Here is a 21,966-nt window from a genome sequence, read left to right on the forward strand (position 1 = left end):
GCTTATAAAATGAGCAAAACTTGCCGGGTTTAGTAACTGATGAAATCAATTAATATTGATTACATTGCGATAGATTTAGCACCTTGTACAGAAACTTCTACACGACGATCCGGTGCTAAACACGCGATTAACGCTTTACGACCGCTTACTGCATCACAGTTGCTGCCGGTAACCGGGTTCGCTTTACCGTAACCGACTGCAGTTACGTTAGTTTGAGCAACGCCTTTAGAAACTAAGTAGTTAGCGACAGTTTCAGCACGTCTTTCAGACAGTTTTTGGTTGTACGCGTCAGAACCGATACGGTCTGTGTAACCCGCTACATTGTAGTTAGGGTTATTAGTTAACGCAGATTGAGCAACATCAGCAGTCATGCCGTCTAATGCTTGTTCTGCACCTGATTTCAGGCTTGATTTGTTGAAATCAAACAGAACATCAGAGCTGAATGCGAATTTTTTAGTTACGATTTCAGGTGCAGCAGCAACGCCTTGACCGAAACGGTAGCTTAAGCCCGCAGAAACAGAACCGATATCCGGACGGTAATCAGTGCTTAAAGAGTTAGATTTTTTACCTACGTTGTTCAACCATTGGTATTCAACACGCAATGCTAAAGAAGGCAGGATCGCATATTCTAAACCACCGGCAAATACTGCTGATGCTCTCAAATCATGACCACGACGACCTTCTAAGCCATTGTTGATGAATTGACCATCATAAACTTTATAGTCAGAACGAACTAATGCAGTACCAACACGTGCATAAACATCTAAGTCAGTCAATACTGGGTAGCTGGCTTTTAATGTTAAGTGAGTACCGTGTGCAGTATGTTTGGCAATGTCATTGCCTTTGTATTTAACTTTAGCACGTCCGAAATCATCATAACCTAACTCAACCGCTAAGTAATCAGTGATTTGGTAACCACCGAATACACCGTAAGTTACGAAGTTACGCTCATGGCCAGTACCTTTGCCATTTAAGCTTTCAAATTGAGTTAAACCATCATGGAAAGATGCCCAACCCGCTTTAGCACCTGCATAGAAGGTGTTTGCTTGTGGCGCTGCTTGTGCTACTGTGGCTAATGCTAAGCCAGAGATAGCTAATGCAATTGCAGTTTTTTTCATTTTAAATTCCTCTTCATTTAGTTGAGTTCTACCGATTGCTATATTAGTTGGAAATAATCGGTTAATTCGAACAATTCATAGTGAAGAAATACCCTATTTCACTGTCCTATACCCAAATCTCCCTGAAGGATGCTCTCTGAGTATGTGCCTATTATTATGGGCAATTGTGCTAAAATCAACCTAAATAGTCCAATAATCGCAATTTCAGTTTACTTTTTAATCAATTTTACCAAAAAACGAACAATAATTTAACAAAACTCACGATTTGGATAGTTACTTAAGTAATGATTTTTTATTTTTGCCGCGTCTTTTTTACGCTTTTTTCGTCCAATAGATATGTTAAAATATTTTTCCTATAAATTTAATTTTCAATTTCGGACGTTCTATCATGCTGCCGCGTTTACACACCACTCCACAACTAAATCAAACCGCACTTCGCTATTTAGATGAACTCAAACAACAGCATTTTGAGGGTGATATTGAATCGAGTTACGCCGCACGCCTGAGTTTGGCAACCGACAACAGTGTTTATCAGCAGCTGCCGCAAGCGATTTTATTTCCGAAAAACCTCGCAGATGTGGTCAGATTGACCAAATTGGCGCAGCGTGAAGCCTATCAAAGCCTCACTTTCACCCCGCGCGGCACCGGCACCGGCACCAACGGGCAAGCACTGAATAACAATATTATTGTCGATCTGTCACGCCATATGAATCAAATTTTGGAAATCAACGTGGAACAGCGTTGGGTGCGGGTGCAATCCGGCGTGGTTAAAGATCAGTTGAATCACTATTTGAAACCTTACGGGCTGTTTTTCTCGCCCGAGCTCTCGACCAGCAATCGCGCCACCATCGGCGGGATGATCAACACCGATGCCTCGGGGCAAGGTTCGTTACAGTACGGCAAAACCTCCGATCATGTATTGGGATTGAAATCGGTGCTGATCAATGGTGAGATTTTGCAAACCGACAGCCTCGACAGCCAGGCGTTGGAGCAAGGCGATGCTGGGTTACAAGCACAGGCTCAACGGCTGCACCAAGAGGTTTATCAACGCTGTAAGCAGAATCGCACGGCGATTTTATCCGATTTGCCACAGCTTAATCGTTTTCTGACCGGCTATGATCTGAAAAACGTATTTAATGAGGATTTAAGCCGTTTTAATTTAAGCCGCATTTTAACCGGTTCGGAAGGCTCATTGGCATTTATTTGCGAAGCCAAACTCAATCTATTGCCGCTGCCGAAAGCCCGCACCCTGATTAACATTAAATATCGTTCGTTCGATGCCGCCCTGCGCAATGCGCCGCTGATGTTGCAAGCCAATGCGCTGTCGGTCGAAACTGTTGACTCAACCGTGTTGAATCTTGCCAAGCAGGATATTATCTGGCATTCGGTGAGTGATTTATTAGAGGAACACGCCGACAATCCGATTTTGGGTTTGAATATCGTTGAGTTTGCCGGACAACAACCAAGTGCGGTCAGCAAACGGGTAACCGCACTTTGCAAGCTGCTGGACGAACGCATCGCCGCACAACAAGATGGGATTATCGGCTATCAAGTGTGTGAGGATCTAGATTCGATTCTGAAAATTTATGCGATGCGCAAAAAAGCCGTTGGCTTGCTCGGCAATGCCAAAGGGGCGGCAAAGCCGATTCCGTTTGTGGAAGACACCTGCGTGCCGCCGGCACATTTAGCCGACTATATCACCGAATTTCGTGCATTGTTGGATCAACACGGCTTGAACTACGGTATGTTTGGTCATGTCGATGCCGGTGTGTTACACGTTCGTCCGGCATTGGATTTATGCGATCCGGAGCAGGTGAAACTGTTCAAAACCATTTCCGATCACGTGGTGGAGCTGACCGCCAAATACGGCGGCCTAATCTGGGGTGAACACGGCAAAGGTATGCGCTCCTATTACGGCGAACGCTTCTTTGGCGAAGCCTTGTGGCGTGAGCTGCGCTACATTAAACGTCTGTTTGATCCGCAAAACCGTCTGAATCCGGGCAAAATTTGCACTCCGTTGGAATCCGATGCCGAGCTCTATCCGATCACTTCCACCATGCGGGCGGATTTTGATCGCCAAATTCCGATTAAGCTGCGTGAAGATTTTCAAGGTGCGCTAAATTGCAACGGCAACGGCTTATGCTTTAATTTTGACGTGCACAGCACCATGTGCCCGTCAATGAAAATCAGCCGAGACCGCACTTTCTCCCCGAAAGGGCGAGCGGCATTGGTGCGAGAGTGGTTGCGCTTATTGACCGAACAACAGGTCTCGCCTGAAGCCTTAGATTTCCGCCAAGCGCAAAATGTGAAACTGACCGATTTAGTGGCAAAAGTGCGTAACAGCTGGCGCAAAAGACAGGGCGAATATGACTTTTCGCACGAAGTGAAAGCCGCAATGGATACCTGCCTTGCCTGTAAAGTCTGCGCCAGCCAATGCCCGATTAAAATTGACGTGCCGACTTTCCGTGCGCAATTCAACCACGCCTATCACAGCCGCTATTTGCGCCCATTAAAAGATTATGTGGTGTCGAATGTCGAATATGTTGCGCCACTGATGGCGAAAGCACCCCGTTTCTTCAATCTGTTGACCGATAGCAAAATCAGCAGTTATCTGGCGGAAAAAACCCTCGGCATGGTCGACTTACCGCACTTGAGCAGCCCATCACTGCAACAGCAACTGGTCGAAATCGGCTATCAGGGCGGTTCGCTTGAACAATTGGAAAAATTAACTCCAACGGAAAAAAGCCAAACCTTGCTGATTGTGCAAGATCCGTTTACCTCCTTTTATGATGCCAAAGTGGTGGCGGATTTTGTGGAATTAAGCCAAAAATTGGGCTTTAAACCAATTGTGCTGCCGTTTAAACCGAACGGCAAGGCGCAACATATTAAAGGCTTTTTAACCCGTTTCGCTAAAACCGCACGCAATCAAGCCGACTTTTTAAGTCGTTTGGCGGCGTTAGAGATGCCGCTGGTCGGGGTTGATCCGGCAATTGTGCTGTCCTATCGTGAGGAATATCCGGAGATTCTGCAACAGCAAAATGCGTTTCATGTCTTAACCGCCCATGAATGGTTATTACAACAACTCGATCACGGCAAATTGCCAACCGCAGTTGAACAGCAACAGCCTGAGAACCGCACTTGGCATCTGTTCCCACACTGCACCGAAGCCACTGCTCTGCCGAACAGCCCGAAACAGTGGCAAACCATTTTTGCCCATTTCGGTCAAACGCTGGTCGGCGAAACGGTCGGCTGCTGCGGCATGGCGGGTACGTTTGGACACGAAACCCAACATTTGGCGATGTCAAAAGCGATCTATGAGTTGTCGTGGCAGCAAAAACTGGAACAATACGATCCGCAATACTGCTTGGCAACCGGCTATTCCTGCCGCAGCCAAGTAAAACGCATGGCAAACTGGCAGCCGAAGCACCCTGTTCAGGCTTTGCTGTCGCTATTTAAACCGTCGCTATCTAAACCCTCTCTATCTAAATAATAGGAAATAACATGATTTGGAAGAAGCCGCTGACATTGCAACAACTCAACCAATTTTGCGACAATAGTGCGGTCAGCCACTTAGGCATCACATTCAGTGCGCAAGGCAATGATTGGTTGGAGGCCACGCTCACGGTAGACGAACGTAGCTGCCAGCCGATGGGCTATTTACACGGCGGCATTTCGGCTACTTTAGCCGAAACGGTCGGCTCACTTGCCGGCTTTTGTTGTGTTGCTGACGATTTTTTTGTGGTCGGCACCGAAATAAACGCCAGCCATTTACGCCCGGTGAAAAAAGGTAACACCGTCACCGCGCGCGCAACCCCGGCGCGTTTAGGCAAAACAACACAAGTGTGGCTGGTGAATCTGTACGATCAACAATTACAACTCTGCTGCACCGCACGTTTAACGTTGGCAGTGGTGAATAAACAAGGATAAACATGAATAATAAAATCGGCGTCTTACTGGTTAATCTCGGCACCCCCAGCGCCCCGACTACGCCTGCGGTCAAACGTTACTTAAAGCAATTTTTGTCTGATCCGCGCGTGATTGATCTACCACGTTTTCAGTGGTCGCTGATTTTAAACGGTTTAATCCTGCCGAAACGCTCGCCGCGTGTGGCAAAACTGTATCAAACTATCTGGACGGAGCAAGGCTCACCGCTCTTGGCTATCGGACAGCGGCAAGTTGCCAAACTGCGCAACCATTTCAGCCGTCATGACAACCTGCTGATTGAACTGGCGATGACCTACGGCGAACCGTCAATGCAAAGTGCGGTTGACTCTCTTATTGCGCAAGGCGTGCAAAAACTGATTGTCTTACCGCTCTATCCGCAATACAGCAGCACAACCACCGCCAGTGTATTTGATGCGTTTGCGGCGGCACTGAAAAAACACCGTGCGATGCCGGAAATTGATTTTATTCATCACTATTATCAGCACCCGTTGTATATTCATGCGCTTGCCAACAGCATTCGCCCGACGTTGCAAGCCGATGAATTTCTGCTGTTCTCTTTCCACGGCATTCCGGAACGCTATCAACAAGAGGGCGATTATTATGCCGAACACTGCCGCCAAACCGCACTTCTAGTGGCACAACAACTGGGCTTGAACGAACAACAATGGCTGGTCAGCTTTCAATCCCGCTTCGGCAAAGAGCCTTGGTTGCAACCATACACCGATGAGACACTGGAAAACCTTGCCAAATCAGCGAAAAAAATGGTGGTGGCGTGCCCCGGATTTGCCGTGGATTGCTTGGAAACCTTAGAAGAAATTGCTGAAGAGAATCGTGAGGTCTTTTTACAGCATGGCGGTGAATCCTACCGCTACATTCCGGCATTGAATGACAGCGATGATCACATTCAGTTGTTGGCGAATTTGATTGAAGTGCGGTTCTAACCGCACTTTCCGTTTTAATCGAGTAACTTAACCCAATTGTTGAATCTTTTTCACCACGCTGCTGGTTGAATAGCCGTTTTCAAAATTCAGCACCCGCACTTCGCCGCCGTTTGCCCACACTTCTTGGCTGCCGGCAATTTCATCGGCTTTATAGTCCCCGCCTTTCACCAATAAATCCGGCAACACTTCGCCGATTAAACGCTGCGGCGTATCTTCCTGAAATTCGACCACCCAATCCACCGATGATAATCCGGCAAGCACTGCCATGCGGGCGATCAACGGGTTAATCGGGCGGCTTTCGCCTTTTAAACGTTTCACCGAATCATCGGAATTAACCGCGACAATTAAGCGATCGCCCAGTTTGCGGGCGTTTTCCAGATAGGAGACGTGCCCCGGGTGCAAAATATCGAAACAGCCGTTGGTCATCACAATCTTTTCACCGCGCGCTTTGGCTTGCGCCACCACCTCTTTCAACCGCACTTCGTCCATAATGCCGAAGCCGATTTCGTCGCGGTGATGAATCGCATTTTCCAGCTCAACCGGCGTCACGGTGGAAGTACCTAGCTTGCCGACCACGATGCCTGCGGCAACATTTGCCAAATAGCACGCTTCTTCCATGCTGCGACCGTCGGCGATCGCGGTTGCCAGCAGGCTAATCACCGTGTCGCCTGCGCCGGTCACGTCGAACACTTCTTTCGCTTCGGTCGGCAGATGATACGGTTCGTTGTTTGGACGCAACAACGTCATGCCTTTTTCGGAACGAGTTACCAACAGCGCCTCTAATTCATATTCCGCAATCAGTTTTAAGCCTTTTTCGAAAATCGCCTGATCGTCGGCACACTGCCCGACCACCGCTTCAAACTCCGATAAATTTGGTGTTAATAACGTCGCACCACGATAACGTTCAAAATCCGTGCCTTTCGGATCAATCAACACCGGCACATTTGCCGCGCGTGCGATCTGAATCATCTGTTGTACATCGTTCAAGGTGCCTTTACCGTAATCGGACAAAATCAATGCGCCGCAATCAGCAATCGCGGTTTGCAGTTTCGCCAATAAAACCGCACTTTGCACATCATGGAAGTTTTCTTCAAAATCTAAGCGCAATAATTGCTGATGACGTGATAAAATACGCAATTTGGTGATAGTAGGATGAGTGTCCAATGCGGCAAAATCGCAAGCGATGTTCTGCTGCTGTAACATGTTTTCCAGTGCACTGCCCGCTTCATCTTTTCCAATCAAGCCTAACAGCGTGACCGGCACATTCAAACTCGCGATATTCATCGCCACGTTGGCAGCACCGCCGGCACGTTCTTCGTTATTTTGCACCCGCACCACCGGCACCGGCGCTTCCGGCGAGATGCGGTTGGTTGCGCCGAACCAGTAACGATCCAGCATCACGTCGCCAAGCACCACGACTTTGGCTTGTTGGAATTGAGTTGAATATTGCGTCATAGCGTACTCCTGAGAAAATTTTCGTGATTCTATCATAAAAATTGTTTTTCCGTTAAACTATGCGGCTGAACCGTCAGCAAATAACCATATTGAAATAGGATTAACTCAGGAACAACCGATGGCAACAGATCAGCGCCCACAGTTTCAACCCGCATTTTTACATCCTAAGCATTGGCTTTTTTGGCTAGGACTTGGCTTTTTTCGTCTGATTCTGCTATTGCCCTACCCGATTCTGCTCAAAATTGGCACCTCGCTCGGTTGGTTATTTGCCAATTTAAGTGTTGGTAAAAAACGGGCGAAAATCGCGCGTCGCAATCTGGAACTCTGCTTTCCGGAAAAAACCGAACAGCAACGTGAAGCCATTTTACAACAAAATTTGCGTTCGGTTGGCATGGGGATCATCGAAACCGGCATGGCGTGGTTTTGGTCAGATAAACGAATTAAAAAATGGTGTTCCATCAGCGGCGAAGAGCATTTGCGCAATCATGGCGAGCAAGGGATCATTCTGGTCGGCGTGCATTTTTTAACCTTGGAACTGGGGGCGCGCGTCATCGGTTTATACCATCCCGGCATTGGGGTCTATCGCCCGAATGACAATCCGGTGTTTGACTGGGTGCAATATTATGGTCGGTTGCGTTCAAATAAAGCCCTGCTTGATCGCAAAGACCTGCGCGGTATGATCCGTGCGCTGAAAGCCGATGATACGATTTGGTATGCACCGGACCATGATTACGGGCGTAAAAACTCTGTTTTCGTGCCGTTTTTTGCGGTGGAAAATGCCGCCACTACCACCGGTTCGTATTACTTATTGAAATCATCGCCGAAAGCCAAAATTGTGCCGTTTGCCCCACTGCGAAAAACCGACGGCTCAGGCTATCACGTTTCAATTTCCAATCCTTTCGTTTTCCCTGCCGTGCCGGATAAAACTGAAATTGCACAGCTGATGAATAAACTGGTGGAAAAAGAAATTTTGAAAGGCGTCGAGCAATATATGTGGCTGCACCGCCGCTTCAAAACCCGCCCAAATGAAAGTGATCCGTCGCTCTATTAATCTGACATATAGACAAAATAAAACCCGCTCTCACAGCGGGTTTTATTGTTTCTGGAACTAAGTATTAGTCCTGCAAAAACGGATTGCTCTGTTTTTCAATGCCGATTTTAGTGGCGGAACCGTGTCCGGCAACAATAATCATCTCATCATCTAGTGCAAACAATTTTTCTCGGATCGAGGATAATAATTGTTGATGATCACCGCGCGGAAAATCGGTGCGCCCGACACTGCTATAAAACAACACATCACCCGTGAACGCTATCTTTTTTTGATGTTCAATAAAACCGACATGCCCCGGCGTGTGTCCCGGCAAATACAGCACTTCAAATTGAATATCGCCAAGTGTTACCACTTGCCCTTCCTCATTCAGCCAGTGATCCGGATAAAATACTTCCGCCTCAAATAAACCGAAACGACGCGACTGCTCCGGCAGCGAATCAAACAGAAATTTATCGTTCAAGTGCGGTCCGTAGATCTCTACTTGGAAATGCTGTTTCAATTTTTCCGCCGCGCCGACATGATCCAAATGCCCGTGGGTGAGCAGAATTTTCTGTAACTGCAATTCGTTTTCTTCAATAAACCGAATCAGCTTTTCCGCTTCCCCGCCGGGATCGATAATCGCCGCATTTTTTTGTTCGTCCCAAATAACCGAGCAATTTTGCTGAAAAGCGGTTACCGGAATAATCTCAACATTCATTCTTATCCCTTACTCGGCAAGCTAAAATCAACTGCCTCGCCAAGTGCGGTTCGGACCGATATCAATATGCACAAAGTTGCTGCGCGGATAATAGCCGACACCGCCGTTATTCAAGTTAGTCGCGGCTTTGCGTACGTTCGCCAACGACACGCCGTCAATCCGAAAATCAATCGCTTCGCCGCGGGTGTGATAGCTGTTTTTCGCCACGCCACGACTGCGAGCGCTCATTGCTGCGTTTGTGGTCGGCGCACGATAGCCGCAAATAATTTGAATTTCGGTATTCCGCAAACCTAAATTTCCTTGAATTTGATAAAGTTTACTGAACAGCTGAGGAGCAATACGGTGGACTTTTTGACTGCGACGATCACGCAATAAGTGATCTAATTTTTTTAAATCGGTGCTAGTGGCAATTTGACCGTTTTTTAAACTGGAAGTGAGGCGTTCGCCGGTGTTAATATTTCGAAAGGTCAGTACCCTTGGCTTGGGGGTAGAAACCGCGGCAAGAACCTCTGCCGGTAATAGCGAAGCGCCTAATACGATCCCGCCTAATGCCAGCCATTTGCGGCGCGAGTTGTTGATTTCAGTCATAGTTGTTGTATTCGTTTAAATAAAATAGTGAATTGGATCTCTTTTTCGACTGCAAAAAACAAAACAAGTTCATTTGTTCACAAATTTGCGCTAGAAAAACATAAAAAAAGCTATTAATCAATAGCTTTTTTATAATTTTGCGATATATATAACAATTTTGTCGATTTAGAACAAGGCTTGCTTCACATTTTTCCAATTGACATCGGTTTTTGCCAATTTTTTATCGTGGCCATAAATGTCCGGCGCGGTATGAATTTTACCGTTATCAACCCAAGCTGTGACATAATACAAGTACACATCATCACGTTTGCTCAGGTTTGCCGAAGTGGTTTTTTTACTGGCAAGCACTTGTTGTTTGCGCTCATGGCTCCAGCCGTTTTCTTGCAGCAACAGGCTCGCCAACTCATCGGATTTGTGCACGCGTACACAGCCGGAACTTAATGCGCGATCATTGCGTCCGAACAGTCCTCTGGACGGGGTGTCATGCAAATAAATTGCATCGCTGCTCGGCATATTGAATTTATAATTCCCTAACGCGCTATCGCCGCCCGGTGCTTGACGCAGACGGTACGGGAAGTTTTTCGCCGTCATATTTTCCCAGTCGATGGTGTACGGATCGATGGTACGTCCTTTGCCGTCGATAATCGTGTAGCCTTTACGGTAGATATAACTCGGATCTTGGCGGACTTTTGGAATAATATCTTGGTTGATATTACGCGTTGGCGCATTCCAAGGCGGGTTCACCACCACGTTGCTTAAGCGGCTCGACATCACCGGCGTAGGGCGATCTTTTTTACCGACGATCACTTTAGAATCCAATACCAATTTGCCGTTACGATAGTAATACAGTTTATAGGTTGGAATATTCACGAAAATACCGTTGGTTTCATTCGGTAATACACTTAAACGCTGAGCGTTAATCGATAATTTATACAAATTACTGGTTAAATTTTGGTTTAATACATTGCGCGTACCAGCCCCGACAATCCCGTCGGCGGTCAAACCGTTTTCCGCTTGGAATTGTTTCACCGCCGCGAGTAATTCATCATCATACACCGAACTGCTGTAACCCGCACTTAAGAAGCCTTTGCCTTTCAAAATTGTGACCAGGTTTTTCACATCCGCAGATTGCGCGCCCGGTTTCAATGTTTCGCTAACGCTAACCGAAGTACCGATGCTGTCCGGCAGCGATTGCAGCACTTTGTCCACCGTTTGCTTATAACGGCTGTTGCTTGAAGCCAATTTCTGCACGAATGCGTTCAATTGCCCGTCTGCCACCGCTTGTTTCCAAGATTGCAATTTTGCTTGGCTCGGCAAATTCGCTTTATAGCCGCTGTTGCCGTATAACCATTTGGTTGATGATTTTCTGACATTCTCTTGATAATGCAGATAGTTCAAAAATGCATCGCTCAGCAGAATATCGCGCACCATGTCGTTATCCGCACGGCTGATTGCCGCCAAGGTGTCCGCTGCGGAACTCGATACGCCACTCAACACCCAAACGACATACTGGCGTAAGAAAGATTTTTCAGCCGCTTTATCTGCCCAAATAGGCGAAAATTGGTTATCGGCATATAAATCCGCTAATGCGACTTCAAATTGAACTTTGGTTCCGCCCAGCAGCTGTTGCAACTTCTCTTGTGCCGCTTGTTTAGCAGCCAATTCCGTCGCGTCTTCTACCGCACTTTTGCTCTCTTCAGCATCTTGTGGCGCAGTGACATCAACCGCTTGCACTGCTTCTTCGACAACTTGCTGCGCCTGAGAGGCGGCTTGCTGCACTTCAGTACCGGCTTGTTGTGCTTCATTGACGGCTTCACTGACCGCTTGCTGCGCTTCAGCGCCGGCTTGAATCATTTGCGGCACCACTTCCGGGATTTGCACCGATTCGGCCGTCTTTGCGTTTTGCTCCGCCAATACTGAGGTTGAACAAAACAAAGCGCCGATCACTGAGAGGCGTAACACTTTGGACATTGTATGAGTTACGAACATTTTTTAACCTTTTGATATAAAAAAATTGGCGTTATTTTAACAAAGATAAATAAATGATTAAATAAAAATTTACCGTCTGAAAAATCGAGTTGTAGCACAGACAGTTCACCTAAATTCTGTTAAAATTTAGTATTTAAAAATCACTCAAGGCAGCAAATGAAATTTTTATCATTTAATATTAATGGGTTAAGAGCAAGACCTGTGCAATTGGAAGCCATTGTCAGCAAACATCAGCCCGACGTTATCGGATTGCAAGAAATCAAAGTCGCCGATGAAGATTTTCCTTATCATTTGGTGGAAAATTTAGGCTACCATGTTTTTCACCATGGGCAAAAAGGGCATTATGGCGTCGCTTTATTATGCAAACAACAGCCATTAGCGGTGCGCCGCGGATTTCCGAATGACACCGAGGAATCTCAAAAACGGATTATCATGGCGGATCTCGCCACCGAAAACGGTATAATCACAGTGATCAACGGCTATTTTCCACAAGGCGAAAGTCGCAGCCACGAAACCAAATTCCCGGCAAAAGCGCGCTTTTATGCCGACTTAAAGGATTATCTGGAAAACCACCTACCACAACAGAATCAAGTGGTGATCATGGGCGATATGAATATCAGCCCGACCGATTTAGACATCGGCATCGGCGAAGAAAATCGCAAACGTTGGCTGCGCACCGGCAAATGTTCATTTCTGCCGGAAGAACGAGAATGGTTGCAGCGCTTGTTGGATTTCGGCGTGGTTGACACTTTCCGCCAGCTGAATCCGGAAAGCAACGATAAATTCTCTTGGTTCGACTATCGTTCCAAAGGATTCGACGATAATCGCGGGTTGCGTATTGATTTGATTCTAGCCAATACCGCACTTGCACAGCGTTGTATCGAAACCGGGATCGATTTAGAGATCCGCGCAATGGAAAAACCGTCGGATCACGCGCCGGTTTGGGCACTCTTTAAATAAGGCTATCACATGGAATTGAACAATAACTGGCAGACTTACCGTACCGCACTTAAAGACAAGGAAGCGATTATTTCGGTGAACCTTGCCATCGTGGCACTGTTAGACAAAAATGAACACCCCTATGTTGTGCATTTTTCAATTCCGTTTTCTCCGATGACGGAAAAATCGGTGGCAAGTTCGCAGCAGTATCTGGATCAGTTGTCGCAAACTTTGCTACCGTTAATGGCGATTGGCGACAGCCTGTTTGCCGGTTACATCGTCTCGGATGAAAATATCACGCTGTATTTTTATACCAAAGAAGCCGAGAGTTTCACTTCGCTGATTGATGAGTTGGGATTTAGTGGCATTGAAAACGTGACCCAACAATCGGATCCCAACTGTGATCTGTACTATGATTTTCTACTGCCCTCGCCGCTGGAAATGAAACTGAACGCCACCGCCGAAACGCTGGCATTATTGCAGCAAGAAGGTGAAGATCTGTCTAAACCTCGCCTAATTACGCATAAATTCCAATTCTATAATATTGAAAAAATGGAAGAATTTATTGATTATTTCGCTCAACAACTCACATTTGATATTAAATACACCGAAAATCCGGTGCAATATGAAGATGATACGTTTTATATGGTGACGCTTGAGCAAGAAGGCACATTAGATGACGACACCATTTTCAATTTGGTCGAAGAATTTGAGCAGCAAGCGGCAGACTACATCGGAGAATACAACGGCTGGGAATGCCAAATGTTAAGCACCAGCGAAAAAGCCGTACATTAATTTTTTCCACCGGATTGCGCCCTTAAGCTACGCATATTTTATACCAATAAAAAACCTCTCGCTTATCCAAGTCGAGAGGTTCTTTGTTAGGCTGTCAGTCGATTATTCGACGACTAAAGTACGGCAAGTGTTGGTGCCGCCTTCCGCCAATTCATCGCCTTGAGTTAATAGCACTAAATCGCCTGATACCAAATAGCCTTTTTCTTTCAACAATTCAATCGCGTTTTTCGCGCCGTCAACGGTGCGGCTGGCTTCTTCGCAATAAACCGGAGTTACACCGCGGTATAACGCAGATAAGCTTAACGCTTTATGGTTGCGCGATAATGCGAAAATCGGCAAGCCCGAGCTGACGCGTGACATTAAAAGTGCGGTACGACCGGAGCTGGTCATCGCGATAATTGCACTCACGCCTTTTAAGTGGTTCGCGGCATACATCGCAGACATCGCAACAGACTCTTCAATACTGCTGAATACACCGTCCATGCGGTGACGAGATACATTGATGCTTGGCATTTTTTCCGCACCCAGACACACTTTCGCCATGGATGCGACGGTTTCCGCCGGGTATTGCCCTGCTGCGGTTTCTGCTGACAACATCACCGCATCGGTTCCGTCCAATACCGCATTCGCCACGTCCATCACTTCGGCACGGGTTGGCATTGGGTTGCTGATCATCGATTCCATCATTTGAGTAGCGGTGATCACCACGCGGTTTAACTTACGTGAACGACGGATTAATTTTTTCTGCACGCCGACCAATTCCGGATCGCCGATTTCAACCCCTAAGTCACCACGAGCAACCATGATTACGTCAGATGCTAAAATCACATCGTCCATCGCTTCGTCAGTCGCAACCGCTTCTGCGCGTTCTACTTTGGCGACGATTTTAGCGTCTAAACCAGCTTCTTGCGCCAATTTACGCGCATAATGCAAATCCGCACCGTTACGTGGGAAAGAAACCGCCAAATAATCCACGCCGATTTTCGCGGCGGTGATAATATCCGCTTTGTCTTTCGGGGTTAACGCATCGGCAGATAAACCGCCGCCCAGTTTGTTGATCCCTTTGTTGTTTGACAACGGGCCGCCGACAGTCACTTCGGTGAAAACTTTATTACCTTCGGTGGACAACACTTTCAGCTGCACACGGCCATCGTCTAACAACAGAATGTCGCCCGGCACGACGTCTTTCGGTAATTCTTTATAATCTAAACCGACTCCGTCTTGGTTGCCTTCGCCTTTCGGCAAATCCGCATCCAATACGAATTTGTCACCGATATTCAGAAAGATTTTGCCGTCTTTGAAGGTAGAAACACGGATTTTAGGCCCTTGTAAGTCGCCCAGAATCGCAACTTGTTTGCCTAATTTTTTGGCAACTTCACGAACTTTATTGGCACGACCGATATGATCTTCAGGAGTCCCGTGAGAAAAGTTCATACGAACCACGTTCGCACCTGCTGCAATAATTTTTTCCAAGTTGTTATCACGGTCAGTTGCCGGACCCATAGTACAAACAATTTTCGTTCTTCTCAGTCTTCTTGACATGAACATACCTCTAAAGTATTGGTGATTGATGAGTAAAGTGCGGTTAATGACATACCCATTAAAATAAAATGCCACCGACCACAAAATTGGCTGTATTATACGCTGAAATTAAATGTAGATCGAGATCACAAACTGGAAATTTTTGTTTTGTTTGTCATTACAAACGGTTATCTTATCGCTATAGGAAACATCGTTAAATAAACAATACGGAGGTTATATGCGAATTTTTATCATGCGCCACGGCGAGGCTGAAATGGTGGCAAGAAGCGATGCAGAACGCAATCTCACGTTGCACGGCATTCAGCAAGCCAAAGAACAGGGGGCTTGGTTGAGCGAGGCAGCCAATCATATTGATAAAGTGATCGTCAGCCCATATAACCGCGCGCTGCAAAGTTATAATCATTTGGCAGGCAACACCAGTACAACCCTACCGCAAGAAGTCGAGACTTGGGAGGCGATAACCCCATACGGCAACAGTACGATTGTAGTCGATTATTTAACCACCTTATGGAAAGAAGGCGTGAAAAACGTATTAATGGTTTCCCATTTGCCATTTGTTGAAGACTTGGTAACCGCACTTTGCGAATCACCACAGCAAGTCGGCTTCAGCACCGGCACAATTGCCGAAATTGAATGGGAGGGAGAAGAAGGCGAATTTATTTGCAGTAATCGCCCTGAGATTTAAGCCGAAGAAAAACGGGCAGTTGATGATTGATCCGCCCGTTTTTTCGTTTTAATTACGCCTCAGCAGCGTTCAAACTCGCCAGCAGCTGTTCGCCATACGGCTGCCGCCAGCCTTGCAATAAACGCGGCGGTGTCGATGATTGGCGCTCCGCGTCGTCCGCCCACGCCCATTTAATCAATTGATGCAGCATTTTCCGGCTCGCCAGATTTTCTTTGGCAATATTTGCCGGGCAAATTTCGCTCAATTGCTGTTGCAGCCCTTTCAGTGTGTTTTTATAACGCGGCAAGGTGGCGATTTGTTCAATTGGTTGCGGATACTCCTCTGCCGCCGCTTTCTGTGCCTGTGCGACGATGTGCAGAATTTTTTTGCCGTGCATTCGGATTTCGTTCGGGTGAAAGCCTAAATCCAGCAGTTCCGAAGTGTGTTTTGGCAAGGTTTCCGCCGCTTGAAACAGCGCCTGCTCTTTCACCACAAAATTCAGCGCCAAATCCCGTTCGGTCGCCACGTTCAAGCGCCATTTCGCCAACAGTTTCAACGCCAGCAAATGCACGCCCTGCAAACGCCAGGCATTGCCGATTTTCAGATACGCGGTTTCCGGATCCGGCATTTCTGCCGCGCGTGTGATTAAAAATTCGCACTCTTGCCCGACCGCACTTTGCCACTCGGTTTGTGCCAATAACTGCGCCATTTTTTGATATAGTGGCAACAGATACCAAACATCGGCAGCCGCATATTGCAGCTGCTGCGCCGATAACGGACGCGCTAGCCAATCGGTGCGCGATGCGCCTTTGTCCAGCGCCAATTCAAAATAGTGGTTCACCAGTTTGGCAAAACCACTCGACAGCTGAAAACCCAGAAAATCCGCCATGATCTGGCTGTCAATCATCGGCTGCGGCTGCTGACGGAAGTAGCATTGAAACACTTCCAAATCCTCGCTGCAGGCGTGCAGCACTTTCAGCACGTGTTCATCAGCCAATAAAGCGCTGAAGGGCGATAAATCGCTGATCGACAGCGGATCAATCAGGCTCAGCTGTTCGCCGTCATACAGTTGAATCAAACCCAGTTTCGGGTAATAAGTGCGAGTGCGGATAAACTCGGTATCCAGCGCCACCACCGCTTTTTGCTGCGCTTGTCGGCAGACGGTTTGCAATTGCTGATCGTTGTCGACCCAAACATACGCTAAGTGCGGATTTTCAGACCGCACTTCAGCGGTTGTCGCTTGTTGGTTCATCGGTTGTTGCTCTCTACTCTTGGCTATTCATGGCTTGCGGCACGTTTTGCCAGTTCTTCATCGCGGATCACGCGGCGCAAAATTTTGCCGACATTGGTTTTCGGCAATTCAGCACGAAATTCGATTTCGCGCGGCATTTTATAGCCGGTCAAATGTTCGCGGCAATGTTTGCGCACTTCATCAGTGGTCAAGGTTTCATCGCGTTTCACCACGAAAATTTTGACCGCTTCGCCGGAATTAGCGTCCGGCACGCCGATCGCCACCACTTCCAGCACTTTATAATTTAGCATTACCACGTCTTCAACTTCATTCGGATAGACATTAAAGCCTGATACGATGATCATGTCCTTTTTGCGATCGACAATTTTCAGATTTTTATCTTCACCCATCACCACAATATCGCCGGTCGCCAACCAACCCTCTTTCAGCACTTCGGCGGTCGCTTCCGGACGCTGCCAATAGCCTTGCATCACTTGATCACCTTTCACCCACAACTCGCCGCGCTCGCCCAACTGCGCTTCGCTGCCGTCGTCTTTAATGATTTTGATGTCGGTGTTCGGAATCGGCACGCCGATATTGCCGTTGTGTTCGGTGGTGTGCGGCGGGCAAGCGGCGATGAGCGGCGAGCACTCGGTCATGCCGTAACCTTCGATAATATTGCTGCCGGTCAGCTTGTGCCAACGATCCGCCACCGCTTGATTCACCGACATTCCGCCCGCCACCGAGAGTTTCAAGGCGGAAAAATCCAGTTCCCTGAAGTTTTCGTTATTCAGCAAGGCATTAAACAAGGTGTTAACCCCGGTGATCGCCACATAAGGATGACGACGCAGCTCTTTAACAAAGCCGTTAATATCGCGCGGATTGGTGATCAGAACACCGGTCAGTCCTAATTCGATAAACAGTAAACAGTTGATAATCAAAGCAAACGCATGATACAGCGGCAAAGCGATAATCGCTTCGCGGATCATCGAATCCTCGATAAACGGATTTGCTACCCATTTAGCCTGAAAAATATTGGTTAAAATATTTTTATGGCTCAACATCGCGCCCTTCGCCACGCCGGTGGTGCCGCCGGTATATTGTAAAAATGCCAAATCTTCCGGCGCAACCTGTGGCTTAACATATTGCCGCATTTTGCCGACGCTCAGCACTTCGCGAAACGTCACCGCGCCGGGCAGCTTGTATTTCGGCACCAGCTTTTTGATGTATTTCACCACAAAATTCACCAGATTGCGCTTGCCGAATGACAGTTGATCGCCCATGCGGGTGAGAATAACGTGTTTCACCTCGGTTTCGTTGACCACACTTTCCAGCGTCGCCGCAAAGTTAGACACCACCACGATCGCCACCGCACCGCTGTCTTGCAGCTGGTGTTCCAATTCACGCGGGGTATAAAGCGGGTTAACATTCACCACCACCATGCCGGCGCGCAGTGCGCCGAACAGGGCAATCGGATATTGCAGCAAGTTCGGCATCATCAAAGCGACGCGATCACCTTTTTTCAGCTTCAACACATTTTGCAGATACGCCGCAAAGGCGCGGCTACGCTCTTCCAATTTGCGGAAGGTCAGCACTTTGCCCATGTTGATATAGGCGGCTTGATCAGGGCGCTCACGCACTGCATTTTCAAACATTTCCAGCAAAGAGCGGTATTTATCGGTTTTAATCACGCGCTCCGCCCCTTCCGGGTAGTTATCAAACCAAATCTTTTCCATAGCGATTTCTACAATTCCTTGTTCTTATTGTTGTTTTATCAAACGCTTATCTAAGCGCAGCACGCGGTTTCCACATTGGGAAGCCGCCGAAAAAATGCCTACGACGATAAGAATCCCAATAATCAAACCACTCCTCATCGTAATAATATTCGACCACTTGCTGCCAAATTCGGTAATTCTCGGCTTTAATCAACGGATAAACATAGTCCGCCTGATCGATCTTGCCGTTTTGTTTGCCGTCTAAAATGCCTTTCACGGTAATATATTGTTTTTCCAGCGATAACGGATCAACAAAGCCGTTTAATCTGGCGATAAAACGCCCGTCGCTGTTGCTGTCGAGCACCGGTTTGGCACTGAAGCGATCGATCGTCATGCTCAGCACTTCAATTTCGGTGTAACTTGGCTGCGCATTAGCTCGCACCACTTTGCCGCCCAAACGCACGGTTTGACATTGACAATCAAAATCGGCATTTGCCAGCTGTTTATAGCTGATTAACGTGTTATCGCCGCGATCCAGCCCCTGCGGCGCGATTTGACAGCCGCTTAGCAGCGCACTTAATACCAACGGAATCCAGATAAATTTTTTCATCTTACGCTCCTTAATGCCGAGCTATTCGCGCCCGGGCAATTTTTTCCAAGTCACTTGATTGCGCAGATACACCGGCTCAATTTCCAGTGCGCTGCAATAACGTTGCTGCTGCCAGTCGAGACGTGCCAGCGGCAGCATATACTGTGCCGATGGCAACAGAATATCACATTTTTTTAACAACAGGTTAGCCTGCTCAAATTGCCGATACGCCGCCCAGCCGGTGCCGACACAAACCGCACTTTGCAACTCATGCGCTTGTAATTGCTGCAACACAGCTTCCGGCGATAGCACTTGCTCATCAATTAGCGGCTGCCAAGCGGCATACTGCTCATCGTCCTGCAAGTGCGGTTGATATTGAAGCGCCGCAACATACACCTCACTCATGCGGGCATCAATCGCCGCCAATACTTGCGTTGCACCCTGCTGTTGATACGCCGCTTGTGCCATCGCGGTTAAATTAGACACCGGAATCACCGGCAGATCCGCACCGAGCGCCAGCCCTTGCACAATGCCGCTGCCGATTCGCACACCGGTGAAACTGCCCGGTCCTCGCCCGAACACTAACGCATCAAGTTGTTTCAAACCGATTCCGGCTTGTGCCAGCAGTTCGTCGACCATGGGCAAAATGCGGCGAGTGTGTGCTTTCGGGCTAAATTCGTCCAGCGCTAAAATCTCGCCGTGATACGACAGCGCCACCGAACAGCCTTCGGTCGCGGTGTCTAATGCTAAAAATATCTCTTTCATGTTGCGGTTTCTGTTTGTTGTAAAAAGTCAATCACCTTGTCTAAACTGCGGGTTCGCGCCGAGTTTGGCAGGCTTTTCAAAAAGGTTTCTCCGTATGGTCGCATGACTAACCGCGAATCACAAATAATAATCGCACCGCGATCGGTCACATCACGAATCAAGCGCCCCACGCCTTGTTTCAAGCTAATCACCGCACTGGGCAACTGCACTTGGTTAAACGGATCGCCGCCTTTCAGGCGACAGTCTTCAATTCGGGCTTTTAGCAGCGGTTCATCAGGTGCGGTGAACGGCAATTTGTCGATAATCACCAACGACAGTGCCTCACCACGCACATCCACGCCTTCCCAGAAACTAGCGGTTGCTACCAACACCGCATGGCTTTGTTGTACAAATTCGTCTAATAACCGCCCTTTCGCCATTTCCCCTTGCAGCAACACGGTCAATTCACTGTGTTCACGCAGGTATTCCGCCAACCCGCGCATCATCAAATATGAAGTGCAAAGCAAAAAGCAGCGCCCTTGATTGGCTTCAATCACCGGCAGCAGCATTTCGCCCAGTTTTTGCAAAGTTTGCTTTTGGTTACTGCTTGGCAAAAAGCGTGGCACGCACAACAGCGACTGTTTCGGGTAATCAAACGGCGACGGCAACACTTTGCGCTGCGCCTGTTGAATACCCATACGTTCACAGAAGAAGTCAAAACTACCGCCCACTTCCAACGTGGCAGAAGTGAAAATCCAACCGGCTTTTTGTTGTTGCAACTGTTCACCGAATTTATCCGCCACCGTCAGCGGGGTTAAATGCAAACCAAATTGGCGATTAAAGGTTTCATACCAATAGCAATAGCCAGTAATGCTGGTGTCTAAAATACGTTCAAATTGAGTTTGAATCTGCTCTAACCGTTCAAAAATACTGTCGAGGGTTTGTGAGCGCCCCAGTGCCAGCTTCACCACATCGCGCACAAATTGCAGATTTTCTTGCAGGTGTTTAACCGCACTTTGCGCATTTGCACTTGCCAACAGCTCGCGCAGATTGCCGCGCTGGTTGCCCTCGCCCATCATTAAACGAAAATCTTGCACCACTTTTTGCAAATGATCCGCCGCCGTGCCGAGCTGCTTCAGATCTTTCACCTCGGTGCGATAGCAAATATTAATATCACGACTGAGATCAAACAGCTGGCGAGAGGTGATCAACTGTCCGAAATATTGGCTGGCGGTGTCGGGCAACTGATGCGCCTCATCAAAAATAATGATTTTGGCATCGGGAATCAGTTCACCAAAACCGTTTTCTTTCACCGCCATATCGGCGCAAAACAGATGATGATTCACCACCACCAGATCGGCATCCAACGCTTTTTTACGTGCTTTTGAAACATAACATTCAGCATAGTTGGGACAATCACTGCCCAAGCAACTTTCGGTGGTGCTGGTTAGCTGCGGCAGTAACGGACTGTCTTCGGCTAAATCGGCACATTCACTTAAATCGCCGTTTTCAGTGGCGGTTTGCCATTTACGCACCACGGAAAGCTGCGCCAGCACCGATTTATCGCCCAACACGCCGTCGGCAATCAGCTTATCTAGCCGTTCTAAACAGAGATAATTCGCGCGCCCTTTTAATAGCGCTAATTTCCCTGTATAGCCTAGCGCTTTTTGAATCGTCGGCAAATCGCGTTTGAACAGTTGATCTTGTAGATTTTTTGACCCCGTGGAAATAATGGTTTTTTTGCCCGATAACATTGCAGGCACAAGGTAGGCAAAGGTTTTACCGGTGCCGGTGCCCGCTTCAATCACTAGCTGTCCTTGCGCGTTGATCGCCTGTTCGACCGCCTGTGCCATTTCTACCTGTTCTTGGCGCGGACGAAATTGACGGATGTGACGGCTTAAAATGCCGTCGTCGGCAAAGGCGGTGGTGACAGTCTGTTGTCGGCTCATAAGTTACTCTTATT

General features: G+C 47.7%; 18 protein-coding genes and 1 pseudogene. 7 read left to right on the top strand and 12 right to left on the bottom strand.

What is annotated here, in order from left to right; genetic code table 11:
* Positions 1 to 59: 59 nt before the first annotated feature.
* Positions 60 to 1,118, bottom strand: a complete 1,059-nt coding sequence (gene ompA / locus ACUHGC_RS09990) for a porin OmpA (protein WP_446833171.1) — start codon at positions 1,116 to 1,118, stop codon at positions 60 to 62.
* Between the two features lie 388 nt (positions 1,119 to 1,506).
* Between ompA and ydiJ the strand changes: the two genes are divergently transcribed.
* The 3 genes from ydiJ to hemH are packed head-to-tail and all read left to right on the top strand — an operon-like array spanning position 1,507 to position 6,004.
* On the top strand, positions 1,507 to 4,608 hold the full coding sequence (gene ydiJ / locus ACUHGC_RS09995) for a D-2-hydroxyglutarate dehydrogenase YdiJ (protein WP_446833172.1): 3,102 nt from the start codon (positions 1,507 to 1,509) through the stop codon (positions 4,606 to 4,608).
* Between the two features lie 11 nt (positions 4,609 to 4,619).
* Positions 4,620 to 5,045, top strand: coding sequence for a hotdog fold thioesterase (locus tag ACUHGC_RS10000; RefSeq protein WP_446833173.1), 426 nt, complete (start codon positions 4,620 to 4,622; stop codon positions 5,043 to 5,045).
* Positions 5,046 to 5,047: 2 nt separating this feature from the next.
* Positions 5,048 to 6,004 (top strand): ferrochelatase, encoded by a 957-nt coding sequence (gene hemH / locus ACUHGC_RS10005; RefSeq protein WP_446833174.1) that lies wholly within the window; start codon positions 5,048 to 5,050, stop codon positions 6,002 to 6,004.
* Between the two features lie 27 nt (positions 6,005 to 6,031).
* Here hemH and hldE read toward each other — a convergent pair whose 3' ends face one another.
* A complete protein-coding gene (gene hldE / locus ACUHGC_RS10010; RefSeq protein ID WP_446833175.1) occupies positions 6,032 to 7,459 on the bottom strand; it encodes a bifunctional D-glycero-beta-D-manno-heptose-7-phosphate kinase/D-glycero-beta-D-manno-heptose 1-phosphate adenylyltransferase HldE in 1,428 nt (475 codons plus the stop codon).
* Between the two features lie 118 nt (positions 7,460 to 7,577).
* Here hldE and ACUHGC_RS10015 point away from each other — a divergent pair, with 118 nt between their 5' ends.
* On the top strand, positions 7,578 to 8,510 hold the full coding sequence (locus ACUHGC_RS10015) for a Kdo(2)-lipid IV(A) acyltransferase (RefSeq protein ID WP_446833176.1): 933 nt from the start codon (positions 7,578 to 7,580) through the stop codon (positions 8,508 to 8,510).
* A 64-nt stretch (positions 8,511 to 8,574) separates the two neighbouring features.
* Here the strand turns inward: ACUHGC_RS10015 and ACUHGC_RS10020 are convergent, their stop codons facing one another.
* The 4 genes and pseudogenes from ACUHGC_RS10020 to ACUHGC_RS10035 all read right to left on the bottom strand — a co-directional run.
* Positions 8,575 to 9,207 carry an MBL fold metallo-hydrolase gene (locus ACUHGC_RS10020; protein WP_446833177.1) on the bottom strand — a complete coding sequence of 211 codons (633 nt, stop codon included), beginning with the start codon at positions 9,205 to 9,207 and terminating at the stop codon, positions 8,575 to 8,577.
* A 27-nt stretch (positions 9,208 to 9,234) separates the two neighbouring features.
* On the bottom strand, positions 9,235 to 9,795 hold the full coding sequence (locus tag ACUHGC_RS10025; RefSeq protein ID WP_446833178.1) for a DUF882 domain-containing protein: 561 nt from the start codon (positions 9,793 to 9,795) through the stop codon (positions 9,235 to 9,237).
* 165 nt (positions 9,796 to 9,960) lie between these two features.
* A complete protein-coding gene (locus ACUHGC_RS10030) occupies positions 9,961 to 11,073 on the bottom strand; it encodes a L,D-transpeptidase family protein (protein WP_446834887.1) in 1,113 nt (370 codons plus the stop codon).
* Positions 11,065 to 11,784, bottom strand: a pseudogene (locus ACUHGC_RS10035) (hypothetical protein); the annotation flags it as partial. The gene ACUHGC_RS10030 and the pseudogene ACUHGC_RS10035, both read right to left, overlap by 9 nt.
* A 156-nt stretch (positions 11,785 to 11,940) precedes the next feature.
* Between ACUHGC_RS10035 and xthA the strand changes: the two are divergent.
* Positions 11,941 to 12,744: an exodeoxyribonuclease III gene (gene xthA / locus ACUHGC_RS10040; RefSeq protein ID WP_446833179.1), complete on the top strand. Its 804-nt coding sequence runs from the start codon at positions 11,941 to 11,943 to the stop codon at positions 12,742 to 12,744.
* Between the two features lie 9 nt (positions 12,745 to 12,753).
* Positions 12,754 to 13,518, top strand: a complete 765-nt coding sequence (locus ACUHGC_RS10045) for a TIGR01619 family protein (protein WP_446833180.1) — start codon at positions 12,754 to 12,756, stop codon at positions 13,516 to 13,518.
* A 102-nt stretch (positions 13,519 to 13,620) separates the two neighbouring features.
* On the opposite strand, the gene pyk is transcribed toward ACUHGC_RS10045, so the two are convergent.
* On the bottom strand, positions 13,621 to 15,060 hold the full coding sequence (gene pyk, locus ACUHGC_RS10050) for a pyruvate kinase (protein ID WP_446833181.1): 1,440 nt from the start codon (positions 15,058 to 15,060) through the stop codon (positions 13,621 to 13,623).
* A gap of 217 nt (positions 15,061 to 15,277) precedes the next feature.
* Here pyk and sixA point away from each other — a divergent pair, with 217 nt between their 5' ends.
* Positions 15,278 to 15,745 carry a phosphohistidine phosphatase SixA gene (gene sixA / locus ACUHGC_RS10055; RefSeq protein ID WP_446833182.1) on the top strand — a complete coding sequence of 156 codons (468 nt, stop codon included), beginning with the start codon at positions 15,278 to 15,280 and terminating at the stop codon, positions 15,743 to 15,745.
* A 52-nt stretch (positions 15,746 to 15,797) separates the two neighbouring features.
* On the opposite strand, the gene rnd is transcribed toward sixA, so the two are convergent.
* Genes rnd through ACUHGC_RS10080 form a run of 5 tightly spaced genes read right to left on the bottom strand, consistent with a single transcriptional unit; the run spans position 15,798 to position 21,952 of the window.
* Entirely contained in the window at positions 15,798 to 16,976 is a 1,179-nt protein-coding gene (gene rnd / locus ACUHGC_RS10060) for a ribonuclease D (RefSeq protein ID WP_446833183.1), read from the bottom strand.
* 23 nt (positions 16,977 to 16,999) lie between these two features.
* Entirely contained in the window at positions 17,000 to 18,691 is a 1,692-nt protein-coding gene (gene fadD, locus ACUHGC_RS10065) for a long-chain-fatty-acid--CoA ligase FadD (RefSeq protein ID WP_446833184.1), read from the bottom strand.
* Positions 18,692 to 18,737: 46 nt separating this feature from the next.
* The gene (locus ACUHGC_RS10070) at positions 18,738 to 19,280 is read right to left on the bottom strand and encodes a Slp family lipoprotein (RefSeq protein WP_446833185.1); all 543 of its coding nucleotides are present in this window, start codon (positions 19,278 to 19,280) and stop codon (positions 18,738 to 18,740) included.
* 21 nt (positions 19,281 to 19,301) lie between these two features.
* Positions 19,302 to 20,024 carry a tRNA (adenosine(37)-N6)-threonylcarbamoyltransferase complex dimerization subunit type 1 TsaB gene (gene tsaB, locus ACUHGC_RS10075; protein WP_446833186.1) on the bottom strand — a complete coding sequence of 241 codons (723 nt, stop codon included), beginning with the start codon at positions 20,022 to 20,024 and terminating at the stop codon, positions 19,302 to 19,304.
* Positions 20,021 to 21,952: an ATP-dependent DNA helicase gene (locus ACUHGC_RS10080; RefSeq protein WP_446833187.1), complete on the bottom strand. Its 1,932-nt coding sequence runs from the start codon at positions 21,950 to 21,952 to the stop codon at positions 20,021 to 20,023. The genes tsaB and ACUHGC_RS10080 overlap by 4 nt, the downstream gene beginning before the upstream one ends.
* Positions 21,953 to 21,966: the final 14 nt, after the last annotated feature.

This window comes from Testudinibacter sp. P27/CKL/0425 (genome assembly GCF_052931395.1).